This window comes from Actinomadura fibrosa (genome assembly GCF_900659615.1).
Taxonomy (GTDB): Bacteria; Actinomycetota; Actinomycetes; order Streptosporangiales; family Streptosporangiaceae; genus Spirillospora; species Spirillospora fibrosa.
This window is the reverse complement of sequence record NZ_CAACUY010000024.1, coordinates 56,977-73,762: the sequence shown is the minus strand read 5'-3', so window position 1 is coordinate 73,762 and position 16,786 is coordinate 56,977. Positions and strand designations below refer to the sequence as shown.

19 protein-coding genes are annotated in these 16,786 nt (G+C 72.6%); 5 read left to right on the top strand and 14 right to left on the bottom strand.

Going from position 1 to position 16,786, the window contains the following annotated elements; translation table 11 throughout:
- Positions 1-53 precede the first annotated feature (53 nt).
- Positions 54-695 carry an RNA polymerase sigma factor gene (locus E1300_RS12110; RefSeq protein ID WP_131757052.1) on the bottom strand — a complete coding sequence of 214 codons (642 nt, stop codon included), beginning with the start codon at positions 693-695 and terminating at the stop codon, positions 54-56.
- A 187-nt stretch (positions 696-882) separates the two neighbouring features.
- Between E1300_RS12110 and E1300_RS51480 the strand changes: the two genes are divergently transcribed.
- Complete coding sequence (locus E1300_RS51480; RefSeq protein WP_207399661.1) at positions 883-1,119, top strand: DUF397 domain-containing protein; 237 nt, start codon at positions 883-885, stop codon at positions 1,117-1,119.
- 51 nt (positions 1,120-1,170) lie between these two features.
- On the opposite strand, the gene alc is transcribed toward E1300_RS51480, so the two are convergent.
- Genes alc through uraD form a run of 10 tightly spaced genes read right to left on the bottom strand, consistent with a single transcriptional unit; the run spans position 1,171 to position 11,075 of the window.
- Entirely contained in the window at positions 1,171-2,214 is a 1,044-nt protein-coding gene (gene alc / locus E1300_RS12100) for an allantoicase (protein WP_131757051.1), read from the bottom strand.
- Positions 2,211-3,530 (bottom strand): allantoinase AllB, encoded by a 1,320-nt coding sequence (allB, locus tag E1300_RS12095; protein WP_131757050.1) that lies wholly within the window; start codon positions 3,528-3,530, stop codon positions 2,211-2,213. Before allB ends, alc begins: the two co-directional genes overlap by 4 nt.
- Entirely contained in the window at positions 3,527-4,339 is an 813-nt protein-coding gene (locus tag E1300_RS12090) for a hydroxypyruvate isomerase family protein (protein ID WP_207399660.1), read from the bottom strand. Before E1300_RS12090 ends, allB begins: the two co-directional genes overlap by 4 nt.
- 5 nt (positions 4,340-4,344) lie before the next feature.
- Positions 4,345-6,687 carry a xanthine dehydrogenase subunit D gene (gene pucD, locus E1300_RS12085; RefSeq protein ID WP_207399659.1) on the bottom strand — a complete coding sequence of 781 codons (2,343 nt, stop codon included), beginning with the start codon at positions 6,685-6,687 and terminating at the stop codon, positions 4,345-4,347.
- Positions 6,687-8,036, bottom strand: coding sequence for an 8-oxoguanine deaminase (locus E1300_RS12080; RefSeq protein WP_207399658.1), 1,350 nt, complete (start codon positions 8,034-8,036; stop codon positions 6,687-6,689). The genes pucD and E1300_RS12080 overlap by 1 nt, the downstream gene beginning before the upstream one ends.
- Positions 8,033-8,506 (bottom strand): (2Fe-2S)-binding protein, encoded by a 474-nt coding sequence (locus E1300_RS12075; protein ID WP_131757048.1) that lies wholly within the window; start codon positions 8,504-8,506, stop codon positions 8,033-8,035. The genes E1300_RS12080 and E1300_RS12075 overlap by 4 nt, the downstream gene beginning before the upstream one ends.
- Complete coding sequence (locus tag E1300_RS12070; RefSeq protein WP_131757047.1) at positions 8,506-9,378, bottom strand: FAD binding domain-containing protein; 873 nt, start codon at positions 9,376-9,378, stop codon at positions 8,506-8,508. The genes E1300_RS12075 and E1300_RS12070 overlap by 1 nt, the downstream gene beginning before the upstream one ends.
- Positions 9,379-9,385: 7 nt before the next feature.
- Positions 9,386-10,267 carry a factor-independent urate hydroxylase gene (gene pucL, locus E1300_RS12065; RefSeq protein ID WP_131757046.1) on the bottom strand — a complete coding sequence of 294 codons (882 nt, stop codon included), beginning with the start codon at positions 10,265-10,267 and terminating at the stop codon, positions 9,386-9,388.
- A 5-nt stretch (positions 10,268-10,272) separates the two neighbouring features.
- A complete protein-coding gene (uraH, locus tag E1300_RS12060) occupies positions 10,273-10,587 on the bottom strand; it encodes a hydroxyisourate hydrolase (RefSeq protein ID WP_131757045.1) in 315 nt (104 codons plus the stop codon).
- Positions 10,584-11,075 carry a 2-oxo-4-hydroxy-4-carboxy-5-ureidoimidazoline decarboxylase gene (gene uraD / locus E1300_RS12055; protein ID WP_242619102.1) on the bottom strand — a complete coding sequence of 164 codons (492 nt, stop codon included), beginning with the start codon at positions 11,073-11,075 and terminating at the stop codon, positions 10,584-10,586. Before uraD ends, uraH begins: the two co-directional genes overlap by 4 nt.
- A gap of 166 nt (positions 11,076-11,241) precedes the next feature.
- Between uraD and E1300_RS12050 the strand changes: the two genes are divergently transcribed.
- The 4 genes from E1300_RS12050 (at position 11,242) to E1300_RS12035 (ending at position 14,474) form a co-directional block, all read left to right on the top strand.
- A complete protein-coding gene (locus E1300_RS12050) occupies positions 11,242-12,765 on the top strand; it encodes a PucR family transcriptional regulator (protein WP_131757043.1) in 1,524 nt (507 codons plus the stop codon).
- A 113-nt stretch (positions 12,766-12,878) separates the two neighbouring features.
- Positions 12,879-13,706: an RpnC/YadD family protein gene (locus tag E1300_RS12045; protein ID WP_131757042.1), complete on the top strand. Its 828-nt coding sequence runs from the start codon at positions 12,879-12,881 to the stop codon at positions 13,704-13,706.
- 117 nt (positions 13,707-13,823) lie between these two features.
- Positions 13,824-14,063 carry a DUF4351 domain-containing protein gene (locus E1300_RS12040; protein WP_242619101.1) on the top strand — a complete coding sequence of 80 codons (240 nt, stop codon included), beginning with the start codon at positions 13,824-13,826 and terminating at the stop codon, positions 14,061-14,063.
- Between the two features lie 117 nt (positions 14,064-14,180).
- Positions 14,181-14,474, top strand: a complete 294-nt coding sequence (locus tag E1300_RS12035) for a hypothetical protein (protein WP_131757041.1) — start codon at positions 14,181-14,183, stop codon at positions 14,472-14,474.
- A gap of 77 nt (positions 14,475-14,551) precedes the next feature.
- Here E1300_RS12035 and E1300_RS12030 read toward each other — a convergent pair whose 3' ends face one another.
- The 3 genes from E1300_RS12030 to E1300_RS12020 form a co-directional block, all read right to left on the bottom strand.
- Complete coding sequence (locus tag E1300_RS12030; protein ID WP_131757040.1) at positions 14,552-15,277, bottom strand: DUF4037 domain-containing protein; 726 nt, start codon at positions 15,275-15,277, stop codon at positions 14,552-14,554.
- Between the two features lie 27 nt (positions 15,278-15,304).
- Positions 15,305-15,955: an NIPSNAP family protein gene (locus tag E1300_RS12025; RefSeq protein WP_207399657.1), complete on the bottom strand. Its 651-nt coding sequence runs from the start codon at positions 15,953-15,955 to the stop codon at positions 15,305-15,307.
- Positions 15,956-16,034: 79 nt separating this feature from the next.
- Positions 16,035-16,754: a Clp protease N-terminal domain-containing protein gene (locus tag E1300_RS12020; RefSeq protein WP_131757039.1), complete on the bottom strand. Its 720-nt coding sequence runs from the start codon at positions 16,752-16,754 to the stop codon at positions 16,035-16,037.
- Positions 16,755-16,786 lie beyond the last annotated feature (32 nt).

Genomic DNA, 16,786 nt, shown 5'->3' with positions numbered 1-16,786 from the left:
GGGGGCGGGCGGGGCGGGCTCGTCCCAGGCGTCGCGCAGGAGGGTCAGGTCGTTCATCCGTCGAGGTCCTCTCCGAGGGTCGTGGGGGCGGAATCGCCCAGCGCGGCGCGGACCCTCCGGCGGGCCCGGTGCAGGCGCGAGCGGGCCGTGCCGACCGGGATGCCGAGGGCCTCGCCCACCTCGTGGACGCCGAGCTGGCCCCAGGCGACCAGCAGCAGGACGTCCCGGTCGGCGTCCGGGAGGTCGCTCAGCGCAGCGGCCAGCGGACCGCGCGCGGCCTGCGCGTCCAGGCGTCCGGCGACGCGGTCGGCGTGGCTCTCGGCGATGGCGTCGGCGCCGGTCCGGGCCAGCGCGCGGTACTGGCGGACCTCCGCGCGGCGGTGCCGGGCGATCAGGTTGGACGCGATCCCGTACAGCCAGGGGCGCGCGTCGCCGCGCGCGGCGTCGTAGCTTCCGCGCCGGTCGAAGGCGATGAGGAACGTCTCCGCGGCCACGTCGTCGGCGAGCGCCGGTCCGAGGCGGCGGGCGGCGTACCCGTGGATCGCGGTGTAGTAGCGGTCGAAGAGCACGGCGAAGCATTCGGGCTCGTGCCGGGACCGCTGGATGACGCCGGAGTCGTCGCCCGCGGCAAGCGCGCCGTTGGTGCTGGTGCGTCCGGTGGAAGTGGGGCCGGGGCGCCGGGTCACCGCGGCCATGTCCAGGTCTTTCGCGTCATGTCCTGCCTTCCGCAGCGTGGGGGGTCAATGCTGCTTCGCCGATCCCCCACCGCGCGTTCGCGTCCGGCGACGGACGGTCCGCGGCCGGGGGCGCTTTTCCTGTGGCGCGGGGCCTCGCGGCACTAACCTGAGACCGACCGAAGCCCGGGACGAAGAAGGTGTGCCAGTGACCGACCAGGAACCGATCCTCAGCGACGGGGTCATCATCGAGTTCGTCGATGGCAAGGACGTGCCCGTCAAGCACAAGGACTTCGGTGAGAGGGCCGTCGTCATGCGTGACGCCAAGAACCCCGAGGGGCCGATCCTCTACTTCACCGAGGCCGAGTGGGACGCCTTCATCGCGGGCGTCAAGGACGGCGAGTTCGACGACCTCCTGGAGGAGGAGCCCGCCGAGGAGGCCTGACCCCGCGCACGGCCCGCGGTCGATGGGCGGCCGCGGGCCGTTGCGGACGCGCTAACCGGCGCGGAGGGCGCGGTGGCGCTCCTTGAGGACTTGTTCGGACGCGGGAGTCAGAGCGCCCAGGAGGCGGAGTCTGGCGATGCCGCCGTCCGGATAGATGTCGAGGCGGACGTGTGAGACCTCCGGGGACGCCAGGCGGAAGCGGTGGCGGGTGTCGGGTTGCAGCGGCGTCCGCGGGAGGAGCGGGGTCTCGGTGCCCCCGTCCAGGGCGGTGAGGGCGAAGGCGGCGGGCGCGTTGAACTTGAGGTGGGTCGTGTCGACTTCGGCGAGCGCGATGGTGCCGGGGGCGGCGAGGCGGATCACGGCCCAGTCGTTGGCGCCGTCGCGGCGGCGGGCGGTCTCCCAGCCGTCGGCCTGGTTGCGGGCCAGACCGGGGAACAGCATGTTGTCGGGCGACGAGTAGAACCCGTTCGAGCAGCCGGTCACGCGGGCGCCGTTCTCCAGGGCGGCGAGGTCGACGGTCAGGCCGGTCAGGTGGCCCGGGTCGGGGATCACCTCGCCGTGGACGCGGAGCCGGGCGATGCCGCCGTCCGGGAACATGTTCAGCCGGACGTGGGTGAACAGGCGGTCCGCCTGGACGGGGAACGCGTGGGACGTGTCGCCGGTGAGGGCGCTTCTCGGGACGATCTCGGTCCAGGCGGCGGTGGCGAGGTCGGCGGGGCTCGGGTAGCCGTCCATGGCGCAGGCTTCGACGGAGGCGTGCGGGGGGTAGTTGCCGCGGAACCAGGCCGTGTCGATGACGACGCCGTGGATCAGGCCGGGGAGGCCGAGGCGGACCAGGGCCCAGTCGTGGCCGAGGGCGCCGTCCGGGCCGGGGCGGCGGCGGGCGGTCTCCCAGCCGTCGTACTTCTGGCCTTTCGGGCCGAACGTCCCGGCGTCGAAGGCGGGCGCCCACGGGTTGAGGAGGTTCTCCTTCTCGGCGAACGACTCGTCGCTGGCGGCGAGGACGGAGCCGCCGAGGGTCCGGACGGCAAGGTCCGGGTGCGCGGTGAAGTCCGGGTGCGCCGTGAAGTCGGGCCGGGCGGTGGAGCCGGTCAAGGAGTCTCCGATCGGGTGAGCAGGCGTCCGGTGGGCGTGCGGCCGTCGACGCGGACGCCGCGCAGCCAGGTGGCCTGGACGGTGCCGGCGAGGGTGCGGCCCGCGTAGGGGGTGACCGGGTGGCGGTGGTGAAGGGCGGACGGGTCGACGGTGAAGGTGTCGTCGGCGGCGAAGGCGACGAGGTCGGCGTCGTGGCCGGGGGCGATGCGGCCCTTGCGGGGGACGCGGGCGAGGGCGGCGGGCGCCTCGGACATCCAGCGGGCGACGGTGCGGAGGTCGTGGCCGCGGGCGCGGGCGGCCGTCCAGACGGCGGGCAGGCCCAGTTGCAGGGACGAGATGCCGCCCCAGGCGGTGGCGAAGTCGCCCTTCTTCAGCTCGGGGGTGCAGGGCGAGTGGTCGCTGACGACGCAGGAGACGATTCCGGCGGCGAGGCCGTCCCAGAGCCGTTCGCGGTTGGCGGGGTCGCGGATGGGCGGGCAGCACTTGTAGGACGTGACGTCCGGTCCGGGGACGTCGTCGGCGGAGAGGGTCAGGTAGTGGGGGCAGGTCTCGGCGGTGATCGGGAGGCCTTCGGCCTGCGCCTCGGCGAGCGGGTCGAGGCAGTCGGCGGCGGACAGGTGCAGGATGTGGGCGCGGGCGCCGGTGTCCCGGGCGGTCCGGATGACGTGTTCGACGGCGCGGCGCTCGGCGGAGGGCGGGCGGGACGCCAGGAACGCCGGGTAGTGGCCGCCGGTGGGGACGGTGAGGGTCTCGGGGTCCTCGGCGTGCACGATGACCAGGCCGCCGAACGCGGCGATCTCGCGGAACGCGGCGCGCATCTCGGATGGTGGCAGGGGCGGGAACTCGGGGACGCCGGAGTCGGACGTGAAGCACTTGAAGCCGAAGACGCCCTCCTCGTGCAGGGGGCGGAGTTCGGCGGCGTTGCCGGGGATCGCGCCGCCCCAGAAGCCGACGTCGACGTGACAGGCGCGGGCGGCGGCCGCGCGCTTCTCGGCCAGCGCCGATGAGGTGACCGTGGGCGGCAGCGAGTTGAGGGGCATGTCGATGAGGGTGGTGACGCCTCCGGCCGCGGCGGCGCGGGTCGCGGTGGCGAAGCCCTCCCATTCGGTGCGGCCCGGTTCGTTGACGTGGACGTGGGTGTCGACGAGGCCGGGCAGCAGTGCGGTGGCGCCGAGGTCGACGGTGGACGCGGCGGGCGGCGCGGCGTCGTACGCCTCGACGGCGGCGATCAGGCCGTCCCGGACGGCGACGGCGGCGGGGCGCTCGCCGTCGGGGAGCACGGTGCGCAGGGAGCGGATCACCAGGTCGTACGTCATCGGTCCTTCGTCCGGTAGGGCTCCAGCCAGGTGAAGTCGGGTGACGGGTCCACGTACTCCAGGGAGATCCAGCCGTCGTAGCCGATGTCGTCGAGGACGGCGAAGAGTCCGGGGAAGTCGATGCCGCCCGTCCCGGGGCGGCCCCGGCCTGGCGCGTCGGCGATCTGCACGTGGCCGATGGACGCGGCGTGCTCGTGGGCGGCCTTGTGCAGGTCGTCGCCGTTGGTCGTGAGGTGGAACGCGTCGAAGAGGAGGCGCACGTCGGCCGCGCCTTCGGCCCGGGCCCGCTCCACCACGGCGACGGCGGCGGCGGCGGTCTCCAGCGGGTAGGCGCCGTTCAGGCCGCGGGCCAGCGGCTCGATCAGCACCGTCCCGCCGAGCCGGGCGACCTGGTGCGCGGCGTGGACGATGTTGCGGGTCGCGGTCCTGTCCTGGTCGGCGGGTGCGACGCCGTCCAGGCGCTGCCCGTAGAGGGCGTTGAAGGAGCGGACGCCGGTGCGCTCGGCGATGTAGAGAAGCGTGCCGATGCTGTCGCGGAACTCGTCCGTGCGGGACGGGTCGGACAGCACGCCGCGCTCCCCCGCGGGCATGTCGCCCGCGTAGAAGTTGAGGCCGATGAGCCGGACTCCGGCGTCCTCGACGGCCTTGCAGAAGGCGTCCACCTGGGCGGTGGACGGGACGGGCTCGCCCGGCCACGGCCACCAGAACTCGACCGCGTCGAATCCCGTCGCCTTCGCCGCGGCCGGGCGGTCGAGGAGCGGCAGGCCGGTGAACAGGATCGAGCAGTTGACCGCGAACCTCCTGGGCACGGCTTTCACGGCGCCTCCGGGAGCGTGATGTGCTCCGGCCTGACCGGGACGCGGGTGAGCGGCCTGCCGGTGGCGTCGCGGATCGCGGCGACGATCGCGGGCGTGGACGAGAGCGTCGGCGGCTCCCCCGCGCCGCGCAGCCCGTAGGGGGCCTCGGGATCGGGGTTCTCCAGGATGTCGAGGCGCATGGGCGGCATGTCGAGAATGGTAGGGATGAGGTAGTCGGTGAACGAGGGGTTGCGGACGAGGCCGCCGGACACGACGATCTCCTCCATCACCGCGAGCCCGAGGCCCTGCGCGGAGCCGCCGTGGATCTGGCCCTCCAGCGACAGCCGGTTGAGTATTTTCCCGACGTCCTGGACGGCGGCCAGCTCGACGACCTTGACGAGGCCGAGCTCGACGTCCACGTCGACGACGGCGCGGTGCACGCACAGGGCGAGCTGGGTGTGGCTGCGGCCCTGGCCGGTGACCGGGTCCATGCGCGCCGTCGGCCGGTGGTGGAACTCGCGGGTCTCCTCGATCGCGCCGTCGCCGAGGACGTCCTCGACGGTGCCGAGGACGGCGCCCGCCGCCAGCCGCACGATCTTCCCGTCGGCCACGCCCAGCTCCCCGGCGGGGCATCCGAACCGCCGTCCGGCGCGGGCGAGCAGCTCCGCGCGGACCGCCTCGCAGGCCCGCTTCACCGCGCCGCCCGTCATGTACGACTGGCGGGACGCGCTGGACGAGCCGGCGTCGCCGACCCGGTCGTCCGCCGGGGCGATGGTGACCTTCTGGACGCCGAGCTCGGTGCGGGCGACCTGCGCCTGGACCGTGACGAGGCCCTGCCCGACCTCCGCCGCGGCCGTGTGGACGAGCACGGACGCCTCGCCGCCGATCACCTCCAGCCGGACGCGCGCGGTCGACAGGTCGTCGAAGCCCTCCGAGAAACAGATGTTCTTGAGGCCGACGCCGTAGCCGACGCCGCGGACGACGCCCTCGCCGCGGGTGCTCTGGGAGACGCCGCCGGGCAGGTTCCGCAGGTCGCTCCGGTCCGGCTCCGCCGGCATCGGCATGGCCTCCAGCCGCGCCAGCATCTCGGCCAGCGGCGCCGGGGACTCGATGACCTGGCCCGTCGCGAGCCTGGAGCCCTGCGACACGGCGTTGCGGCGGCGCACCTCGATCCGGCCGAGGCCGCACGCCGCGGCGAGCCGGTCCATCATCGACTCGTAGGCGAAGCACGCCTGCACCGCCCCGAAGCCGCGCATCGCGCCGCACGGCGGGTTGTTCGTGTAGACGCCGTACGCGTCGATCCGGATGTTGGGGATCTCGTAGGGGCCGACGCCGAGCGAGGCGGCGTTGCCGACGACGTTCATCGTGGACGACGTGTACGCGCCCCCGTCCAGGATGATCTCGACGTCGGCGTAGACGAGGCGCCCGTCCCCGGTGGCGCCGTACTCGTACCGCATCCACGCCGGGTGCCGGTGGACGTGGCCGAAGAACGACTCGTACCGGTTGTAGGACATCTTCACCGGCCTGCCGGTGCGCAGCGCCAGCATGCCCGCGTGGATCTGCATCGACAGGTCCTCGCGTCCGCCGAACGCGCCGCCGACGCCAGCGAGGGTCAGGTGGACCTGGTCCTCGGAGAGGCCGAGGCAGGGCGCGATCTGCTTCAGGTCGTTGTGGAGCCACTGGGTGGAGACGTACAGGTCGATCCCGCCGTCGTCGGAAGGGACGGCGAGGCCCGACTCGGGCCCCAGGAACGCCTGGTCCTGGATACCGACCTCGTACTCCCCCGACACGACGACCTCGGCGGCGGCCTTCGCCGCGTCCACGTCGCCGACGCGGACGGGCTGGTAGCGGGTGATGCCGCCGCGGTCCTGGACCTTCAAGCCCTCCGGGTCGGCGATGACGGCGCGCGGGTCCGTGATCGGGTCGAGCACCGCGTAGTCGACGGCGATGAGGCTCATCGCGCGCCGGGCCGTCTCGGGATGGTCGGCGGCGACCAGCGCGACCGGCTCGCCCTGGTGGCGGACCTGGTCGATGGCGAGGACGGGCTGGTCCTCGGTGTGGTCGATGCCGAACATCTTGCGTCCCGGGACGTCCTCGTGGGTGAGGACCGCGAGGACGCCGGGCAGGGCGAGCGCCGGCCCGATGTCGATCGAGCGGATCAGGGCCCTCGGATGCGGGCTGCGCAGCGTCGCGCCCCACAGCATCCCGTCCATCCACAGGTCGGACGCGTAGGCGAACTCTCCCGCGACCTTGAGCGTGCCGTCCGGCCGCAGCGGGCTCTCCCCGATCCCTCCCCGGCCGGGCGCGGCGACACCGCCGGGAATCCGCACCGGGCCGGGAGTCTTCGCCGGGGTGGCCATCAGAGATCCTCCGCCAGCCGCTTGAGGCGGCGGTGGGCGTCCGCGCCGCGCCGCGCGACCTCGTCCTGCGGGACGGTCACGAGCGTGTCGTCCTCGACGATGGTCCGGCCCCCGACCAGGAGGCGGTGCAGGGGCGGTGTCGCGCCGAACGCGAACGCCACCACGGGATCGTCGACCGCGGCGTGGAAGCCGTCCACCCGCCACAGCGCGATGTCGGCGAGCTTGCCGGGCTCCAGGGAGCCGATCTCGTCCGCGCGGCCGAGGCAGCGGGCGCCGCCGAGCGTCGCGATCTCCAGCGCCTGCCGCGCGGTGAGCGCCGCCGGCCCGTACCGGGCGCGCTGCATGTAGATCGCCTGCCGGATCTCCCCGGCGAGCGGCACGAACTCGGCGGACGCCGGGCCGTCCACACCCAGCCCGACCGGCGCGCCCGCCGCGAGCAGGTCGGAGACGCGGGCGATGCCCGAGCCGAGCCGCGCGTTCGAGCTCGGGCAGTGCGCCGTGCCCGTCCCGGTCTCGGCCAGCCGCTTGACGTCGGCGTCGTGCAGGTGGACGCAGTGGGCCAGCCACACGTCCGGGCCGAGCCAGCCGATCGAGTCCATGTACTCGGTGGGCGTCATGCCGAACTGCTCGCGCGTGTGCTCCTCCTCGTCGAGCGTCTCCGCGAGGTGCGTGTGCAGCCGGACGCCCTTGGCGCGCGCCAGCTCCGCCGCCGCCGTCAGCAGCTCCCGGCTGACGGAGAACGGCGAGCACGGCGCGACGGCGACGCGCAGCATCGAGCCGGGCGACGGGTCGTGGTACCGGTCGATCACGGCCTCGGTCTCGGCGAGGATCGTGTCGAGGTCCTCGACGGCCTCGTCCGGCGGGAGGCCGCCCCGGGAGCGCCCGCGGTCCATGGACCCGCGGCACGGATGGAACCGCAGCCCCAGCTCGGCGGCCGCCTCGACCTCCGCCGCGAACAGGTCGCCGCGCCCCTTCGGGAAGAGGTAGTGGTGGTCCGTGGACGTGGTGCAGCCCGACTTCGCCAGCCAGCCGAGCCCGGCGCTCGCCGCGCCTGCGACGACCTCCGCGTCCATCCTCGACCACGGCTCGTAGAGCGTGGTCAGCCACTCGAACAACGTGCCGTCGGTGGCGACGCCCTGGCTCGCCCACTGGTAGAGGTGATGGTGGGTGTTGACCAGGCCCGGCGTCGCCAGGCAGCCGGATCCGTCGATCCGCGCGGCGCCCTCGGCCCGCGGCGCGGGGCCCGCGCCGACCGCCGTGATGCGGTCGCCCTCGACCACGATGTGGCCGCCGGGGAACTCCTCCCCGGCGACGGTCACGACGTGCGCGTTCTCGATCACGGTGGTCATCGCGCGGCCGCCTTCCTGCGGGCCGCGAGGCGCACCGCGTCCAGGATCTTCTCGTAGCCGGTGCAGCGGCACAGGTTGCCCGCGAGCGCCTCGCGGATCTCCGCGTCCGTCGGCGCGGGGTTCCGCCCGATCAGGTCGTGCGACTGGACGATCAGCCCCGGCGTGCAGAACCCGCACTGGACGGCGCCCGCCTCGACGAACGCCTCCTGCACCGGATCGAGCCGCTCCCCGCCCGCCAGCCCCTCTACGGTGCGGACCTCGCGCCCCTCGACCTGCCCCGCCGCGATGAGGCACGCGCAGGCCGGGACGCCGTCCAGATACACCGTGCAGGACCCGCATTCGCCCTGCTCGCAGGCGTTCTTCGACCCGGGCAGGCCCATCCGCTCCCGCAGCATGTAGAGCAGGCTCTCGCCCTCCCACACGTCGTCCACGGTCTCCTCCGAGCCGTTGACGGTGACGGTGACGCGCATCAGACGGCCTCCTTCCCCTCGGCGCGGTGGTCGTTCCAGGCCCAGGTCAGCGCGCGGCGCGCGAGGACCGCGAGGGCGTGCCCCCGGTACGCGGCCGTCCCCCGGACGTCGTCGATCGGCGCCGCGGCCCCGGCGACCAGCTCGCCGAAGCGGCGGGCGGCGGCCGGGGACAGCGGGCCGCGGCCGTCCCAGTCCAGCTCGGCGGCGGCGAACTCCTCGGCGGCCGGCGCGCGGCGCGGCGTCGGCGCGGCCGAGCCGACCCCGGTGCCGACCCGCCGCTCGTCCGGATGCAGCGCGACCGCGAACGAGCACACGGCGATCACCATCGCGTTCCGGGTGCCGATCTTCGCGAAGTACTGCGGGCCGGGCGCCGGAACGATCCAGAACGCACGGATCAGCTCGTCCGGCTCCAGCGCGTTGCGCTTCACCCCGCGGAAGAACCCGTCCGCGGGGATCATCCGGACGCCTCGCGCCTCCGACTCCACCTCGATCACCGCGCCCGCGGCCAGCAGCGGCGGATGGCCGTCCCCGGCGGGCGACGCCGCGCCGAGGTTGCCGCCGACCGTGCCGCGGTTGCGGATCTGCGGCGAACCGACCGTCCGCGCCGCCTGCGCCAGCCCCGGCAGCCGGTCGCCCAGCTCGGCGATCAGCCGCGCGTATGGGACGCCGGCGCCGACCCGCAGCCGCCCGTCCGCCTCGTCCCACTCCGCGAGCTCCCGGACGCGGGTCAGGTCGAGCAGCGCCTCGGGCCGGACCGCGTCGAAGTTGATCTCGACCATGACGTCGGTGCCGCCCTGGAGGGGCAGCGCCCCGGGCCGCGCGGCCTTGGCGGCGAGCGCGTCCTCCCAGGTCACCGGCCGGAGGAAGTCCATTGCGTCCTCAACTCCACGCGGCCGGGGCGCCCGGCGCGTCATCGGTGAGCACGGCGCCCTCGATGAGGCCGTACGGGCGGTCCGCAGCGAAATAGACCTCGTTGTCGTTGTCCATACCGAAGGGCTCCAGATCGACCAGGAAATGGTGCTTGTTGGGCATCGCCATCCGCACCTCGCACAGCTCCGCCCGCTCCGCCAGGACCCGCCGTCCCATCTGGTAGAGCGTCTGCTGGAGGGACAGGCTGTGGGTCTCGGCGAAGGCGGCGAGCAGTGCGGCGCGGGCCTCCAGGTACGAGGCGTCCCAGTCCTCGGCCTCCCACCCGGGGGCCGTGTCCCGGTGCCGCCAGCGGGCGGTCACCTCGGTCGCCAGGACCCGGTCGTCCGTCGGCGCGAGGGTCGTGTACTCGTCCTCGATGAAACCGTGGAACTCGCTGCCGGTCGTGTTGAGCACGACCAGGTCCGCGAGGCCGGACACGACCGACTCCGCCCCGCCCGTGCCGTCGCTGTGCACCAGCGCCGTCCGGACCTCGCCGCCGTCCCGGACGAACGAGTGCGGCCCGGAGATCCGCTTCCACCCGTACTCGCGGATCTCCACCCGGGCATGCGTGATCGTCGGCTGCGAGTCCACGAAGTGCCTCGCCAGCAGCAGCCCGAACTCCTCGACCGCCCCGACCCCGTACTTCTTCGCGAACGCGAACACGGTGTTCTTCTGCGAGTCGGTCGGCAGCACCGCCGCGTTGTCGCCGGTCAGATGGACGTCCTCCATCGCGCCCGACAGCGAGACGCTCACGTTCAGGTCCTTGAGACGGTGGACGCCGCCGTCCCTGCTCACGCGGACGACACGCGTCTCCGCCTTCCCGTAGCGGTTCGGGCCGAGCACGATGGCCATCGGCACTAGCTCCCTCGGTAGGTCGAGTAGGCGAACGGACTGATCAGCAGCGGCACGTGCAGGTGCCGCTCCGGATCGGTGATCGTGAAGGCCACCGTGACCTCGGGATAGAACTCCGACAACCCCGCCGTGTCGAACGTCAGCCGGTGCACCCCCGCCTCCGGCACGACGCCCCACTCCCGGATCCGGCCGTCCTCGTCGGTGCGGGCCTCGGCGAGCAGCGTCCAGCCGCCGTCCGGCCCCCGCTGGTCCAACCGGACGGCCACACCCGTGGCAGGCAATCCTTTGGCGGCATCCAACACATGCGTAGAAAGGCTCAAATCTCCCCCACCAGCTTGGCCAGCCTGAGGTCGACGATCTTGGCCAGCTCCCCTCGGACGACGGCCCGCTCCGCCCGCTCGTCGTTGCCCAGCCTGGCACGCAGCGCGTCCAGCATCGCGGCGCCGCTCAGACCGGACGCGCAGATCAGGAACACGTGCCCGAAGCGCTCCTCGTACGCCCGGTTGCCCTCGGCCAGCGCGTCCCGCAGGTCATCGTCCACCCCGGACTGCTCGCGCCTCGACCAGCCGGACTCCCGATCACCGCCCCGCACCCGGTCGCCGATGCGCGGATGCGCGGCGAGCGCCTCCTCCACATCGGCCCAGTCGAGATCGGCCAGCGCCCGCGCCGAGGCCGCCCGCAGCGCCTCCAGGTCGGCGTAGGGACGGCCCGCGACGACCGCGTCCGCCCAGCGCCCGGACGCGCAGCACGCGAGCAGCTCGGCCCGCGCCTCGTCGCTGACCAAGGCGTTCAGCCTGTCCGTCGGCACCCGGCGTCCCCCTCTCCCTCCCCGCCTGTAGTACATACAGGTACCCGCGCCGCGGTCGAGGCACAGGATCTCCGAACTGTGAGGCCCCTCACCGGCACCCTTTCGTGCGTTGCTCCAAGGCTCCCCGGACGCGCGAACCGGTGCCGGCGCCGGACAGACTGGGACGATGAAGCTGCGTTCGCTGCTCGACATGCCCGAACTGCGGCTGGAGCTCGTCACCGGCGCGGAGGAGCTCGACCGGGTGATCAGGTGGGTCGTCACCACCGACCTGCTCGACCCCGGCCGCTACCTCGGCGGGCGCGAACTCGTCCTCACGGGCCTCGTCTGGCGGTCCGGACCCGCCGACTCCGAGGTGTTCGTCCGGGCGCTCGCCAAGGCCGGGGTGTCCGGCCTCGCCGCCTGGGACCTCGCGCGCGGCACCATCCCGGACGACCTCGTCGAGGCGTGCGCGCGGCACCGCATCCCGCTGTTCAAGGTCCCCGAGGACGTGGCGTTCGCGACCGTCACCGAAGAGGTCGTCCGGCACCTGTCCGGCGCCCGCGCCGCCGACCTGACCGCCGTCCTCGACCGGCACCGCAGGCTCGTCGCCGGGCACGGCACCGGCGCGGGCCTCGCCGCCGTCCTCGACCTCGTCGGCCGCGACCTCGGCATGCGCTGCTGGGTCCTGACCCCCACCGGACGCGTCGTCGCCGGCCCCGAACCGCCACCCGCCGGAACCGCGCTCGCCCGCGCCTTCCTCACCGCCCCGCGCCTGCCCCACCGGCACGCCGGGACCACCATCTTCCCCGTCGCCGAGGACACCACGTCCCGCGTCGCCGACTGGTTCCTCGCCTGCGAAGGCGACGCCGCCGAATGGCCGCCCGAACGCCGCGCCCTCACCACCGAACTGGCCGCGATCGTCGCCCTCGAACGGGCGAGGCTGGACGACCGCCTCAGCGCCGAAGGCCGCCTCGCCCAGGAACTCGTGCGCCTGCTGGTCACCGGCGCCCCCGCCGACGAGACCACCGCGCGCCTCGAACTGATCGGCCTGGACACCTCCGCCGCCTTCGTCGCCGTGGCCGCCTCCAGCCGAGGCACCGGACGCGGCGCGCTCCGCCCCGGCGAGCTGCGCGCCGTCCTCACTGAGGCCATGCCCGTCCCGCGCCCGGTCGTGGGCCTGCTCGACGACGAAGCGATCGCCCTCGTCCAGATCGACGACCCCGGCCGCGACATCGCGGACGAGATCGGCCGGACCCTCGATGCGCTGGCCCCGGGCTTCGCCGAAGGCGGCCTCACCGTCGGAGTCAGCGACGTCGTCGCCCCCGCCGAACTCCGCGGCGCCGTCGAGGAGGCCCGCTACGCCCGCCGCCTGGCCGCCGGACGGACCGCCCCCGTCTGCGTCGTCCGCCACGACGAACTCGCCACCCACGTATTGCTGCTGGCCAGCGTCCCGGACGACGTCCGACACATGTTCAAGGTCCGGCTCCTGGACCCGCTGCGCACCTACGACGACGTCCACAACGCCGACCTGATCCGCACGCTGGAGACCTTCCTCCAGCACTCCGGCTCCTGGACGCGCTGCGCCGAGCAGCTCCACCTGCACGTCAACTCGGTCCGCTACCGCATCCAGCGCATCGAGGACCTCACCGGCCGCGACCTGTCACGCCTCGAAGACCGCGTCGACTTCTTCCTGGCCCTCCACCTGACCTGAGACCCGCCCGCCGCACTTTCGCATCCGAAGGAATCGAAAACCACCCCACCGGAGAGTAGTCATGCAGTAACGTTTCGCACATGCCATCCCCCCGCCACGACACCCTCAACCAGATGTTCCGCGACCGCCCAGAGTTCGCTCTGGAGCTCCTCCGCGATCTCCAAGGCGTCGACATACCCGAGACCACGCTGGTCCAGGTGGCCAGCAACGACTTCAACGACCGTCCGTCCAGCGACCTGCGCCCCGACACCGTGGTCACCCTCGGCCCGCCGCACGCGCCGGTACACGCCATCATCGTGGAGATCCAGCAACTCAAGAGCGACCCCAAACGCACCCAGTTGCCCCGCTACGCGGCCGCCCTCTGGCTGAGCCTCCGCTCCCCGGTGACAGTGCTGTGCATCTGCCCCGAGGCGCGCACGGCCGCTTGGTACGCCGAACCGTTCACCACGAGCCTGCCCGGCTACGAGTTCCAGGCCTACGTGATCGGCCCCGAGCAGGTCCCGCCCATCACCGAGCCCGACCAGGCCACGAAGAACCCCGACCTCGCGATACTCGCGATGCTCACGCACGGGCGACGACGGGAGGTCACCGAAGCATGCCTGTTCGGCTTCAACTCGTTGAGGGATGGTTACGCTTCGAAGTACATTGAACACGCATTCAGGACGGCCGAGCCGACCGTCCAGGACATCATGAAGGAGATCATGACCATGCCGACCTGGACCGCCACCACCCCTCTCGGCCGCGAAGAACGCGCCCGCGGCCAAGCCGAAGGCGAGGCAAAAGGCAAGGCGGAAGCGGTGTTGCGGGTGCTGAACACCCGCGGCGTCCACGTGCCAAGCGACGTCCGCTCCCGGATCACCGCATGCACCGACCAGACCCAGCTCGACACCTTGCTTGACCGCGCCCTCACCGCCACGACGACCGACGACCTGTTCGACTGAGCAACGTCGTCACGTCACCAACCACACGGACAAGGACGCCCGCGCTACCCGCGGCACATGGCGCCGGACGGGATCACCCGGTGTGTCCGGCCGTCCGGCGCATCATGGGAGGACAACGTGACCTCGCCGACCTGGATCGCGTCCACCCCCATCGGCCGCGAACACTTCGCCCTCGGCCAAGCCGAAGGCAAGGCGGAAGGCAAGGCGGAAGCGGTGTTGCGGGTGCTGAACACCCGCGGCGTCCACGTTCCGAGCAACGTTCGTTCCCGCATTAACGCATGCACTGACCAGACCGAACTCGACGCCTTGCTTGACCGCGCCCTCACCGCCACGACGACCGACGACCTGTTCGACTGAGCAACGCTGTCACGTCACCAACCACACGGACAAGGACGCCCGCGCTGACCGCGGCACATGGCGCCGGACGGGATCACCCGGTGTGCCCCGGCCGTCCGGCACGTCACGGAGGAGAGCATGACCTCGTCACCCCGGAGTATCTCCACCCCTTTCGGCCGCGAACATTTCGCCCGCGGCTATGTGGCGGGACTGAAGAAGGTGCGAGCCGAAGCGACAGCGCAACATGTGCTCGAGGTGCTGAAGATCCGCGGTGTCCACATCTTGGACGACGCTCGCGCCTACATCAACGCCTGCACCGACCAGGCCGAGTTCGACAGCTTGCTCAACCACGCCCTCATCGCCATATCGACCGACGCCCTGCTCGGCTGGGCCGAGCCTTACGTGACCGAGGTCCCCGTAGACCGTTCATAGGGACGTTCGGCGGGCCGGGTCTATCAGGGTGTTCGTGTGGTCTACCCACTGTGAGCCGGCCTTCGGTGGTAGCGCCTTCACCTCAGGGTCGGTGACGGGAGGGTGCGTGATGCTAGGCCGCGCCACTTGGCGTACGGCGCCCATTCCTGCGCCAGCGTGAACGCCAGGCGGTAGAGGTCTTCGGCGGCGCGGGCGGCCAGGATGCGGGAGCCCGCTTCGTCGCCGCGTGCTCCGGTTCGTCCCGCTAGGGGCATCCACTGGGAGATCCGTCGCCACCAGGCAGCCAGGACGTACCGTTCGATGTCGGGCGGGTAGTGGCGCAGGGTGTGACGGGCTCGCTGGAGCGATGTCGTCTGGTCCTCGAATACCGGGCCTGCCGTCACCTCCAGGACGCTCTGGCCGGTCAGGCACAGCCAGTCCAGGGCCGTCAGTTTCCCGGTCGGGCCGACGCCGAGACGGCTCACGCAGAAGTCCGCGACGGTGGCGACATGGACGTTGTGCGTGTCCGTGGGGTCCCAGGTGACGGGGAACCGTACCGGGTGGGTCCCGTAGCGGACGGGCAGTTCCCGCTCCAGCAGCCGGTCGATCTCCGGTACCGCCGAGGGGTCGTCCACCAGCAGGGTCAGGCGGCAGCCCCAGTCGTGGTCGCGGCTCATGTCGTCGTCCAGGCCTAGGACGTCCGAGCCTGAGCCCAGTCGTGCCGCCGCGTAGCGCAGGTCCGGCATGTGTCGTGCCAGCAGTGGCCGGACGATGTCGGTGTGGAACGCGGCGGACAGGTCTGCTCCGTGTAGGTGGTCTCGCACTTCTTTACTTCAGCGCAGCGATCCGATTTAGCGGATCAGGGAGCGGGGGGTCGGGGCCAGGCGGAGGGTCGTGGGGGGTGGGATGTCTGGGGGCAGGGTGATTCTTGTCTGGAATTCCTGGTGGGCGGCTTCGTCTGGGTGGGTTGTTATTACGGCTATGTGCCCGTCGCCTGTGCGGATGGGGAGCCTTGGGTAGTTGTTCTCCGCGTCCAGGGTGGCCAGGACGATCGCGTCGGGCCCGTATTGCGGGATGACTGCCTTGCGCATCACGGGTTCCGCGGACGCTAGGTGCGCGCCGAACGACCATAGGGTCACCGCGACGAAGCCGGACGGCGGCTCGGCGCCTACCGGGCGGCGTTCCGGTAGGGCCGGGAGGGCGGTGAGAGGGCGCAGGAGGCGGGCGTCCGAGGAGTCGAGCATGGTGGCGTTCGCCTGGTCGCGGTGGGCGGCCCAGACCGGGCCCTCGTAGAAGGCGGGGAGCGCCTTGCCGCGCGTCTCCATGTCGTCGAAGCCGCGCAGCCACACGAAGCGGTCGGGGTCGTCGAGGTCGCGGAACTGGCCGAGCGGGGTCATGCCGGCCGCTTCCTGCGGCTCGATGAACTCCCGCTCGAACAGCTCGACGAGGTCGTCCCGGCGGCCGGGGCGCAGGGCGTACCGGCGCAGTTCGATCACGTTCACGACCGCTACGATCGCCGGACCCGTCCCGGGGGCGCGAGGCGGGGACGGGCCAGATTCCGTCAGGTCCGGGCCATTCCGGTCAGGGCTTGAAGGGGGCGAGGGCCTCGGCGATGGTGGCCTCGGCCGCTTCCGGGGCCACGCCGAGACCGGAGAGGACGCCCGTGCCGTCTTCGAGCTCCAGCAGGGCGAGCAGGATGTGCTCGGTGCCGATGTAGTTGTGGCCGAGGCGCAGGGCGGCGCGGAAGGTGAGCTCCAGCGCCTTGCGGGCCTGCGGGCCGTAGGGGATCAGGTCGGGCACGTGGTCGGCGGCGGGCGGCAGCGCGGCCGTGGCGGCCTCGCGGACGGCGTCGAGGGTCACGCCCTGGGCGACGATGGCCTTCCCGGCGATCGCGTCGGGCTCGCTGAGCAGGCCCAGCACGAGGTGGACGGGGCGGATCTCGTCGTTGCGCGCGGCGCGTGCCTCGTTCTGCGCCGCGGTGACGACGTTGCGCGCCCGCGGCGTGTAGCGCGCGAAGCCCTGGTTGGGGTCGAGGTCGGACGCCTGGCCCTTCGGCACGAACCGCTTCTGCGCGGCCTGCTTGCTGACGCCCATGCTCGTGCCGATCTCCGTCCAGGACGCGCCGGAGCGCCGTGCCTGGTCGACGAAGTGGCCGATGAGGTGGTCGGCGACCTCGCCGAGGTGGTCGGCGGCGATCACCGCGTCGGCGAGCTGGTCGAGGGGATCGGGGTGCACCTTCTTGATGGCGTCGATCAGGTCGTCCAGCCTTACCCGACCCGACGCCTGCGTCGGTTCCGTCATGCGTCAACCATAGGTTGACGGGCTCCGATCGT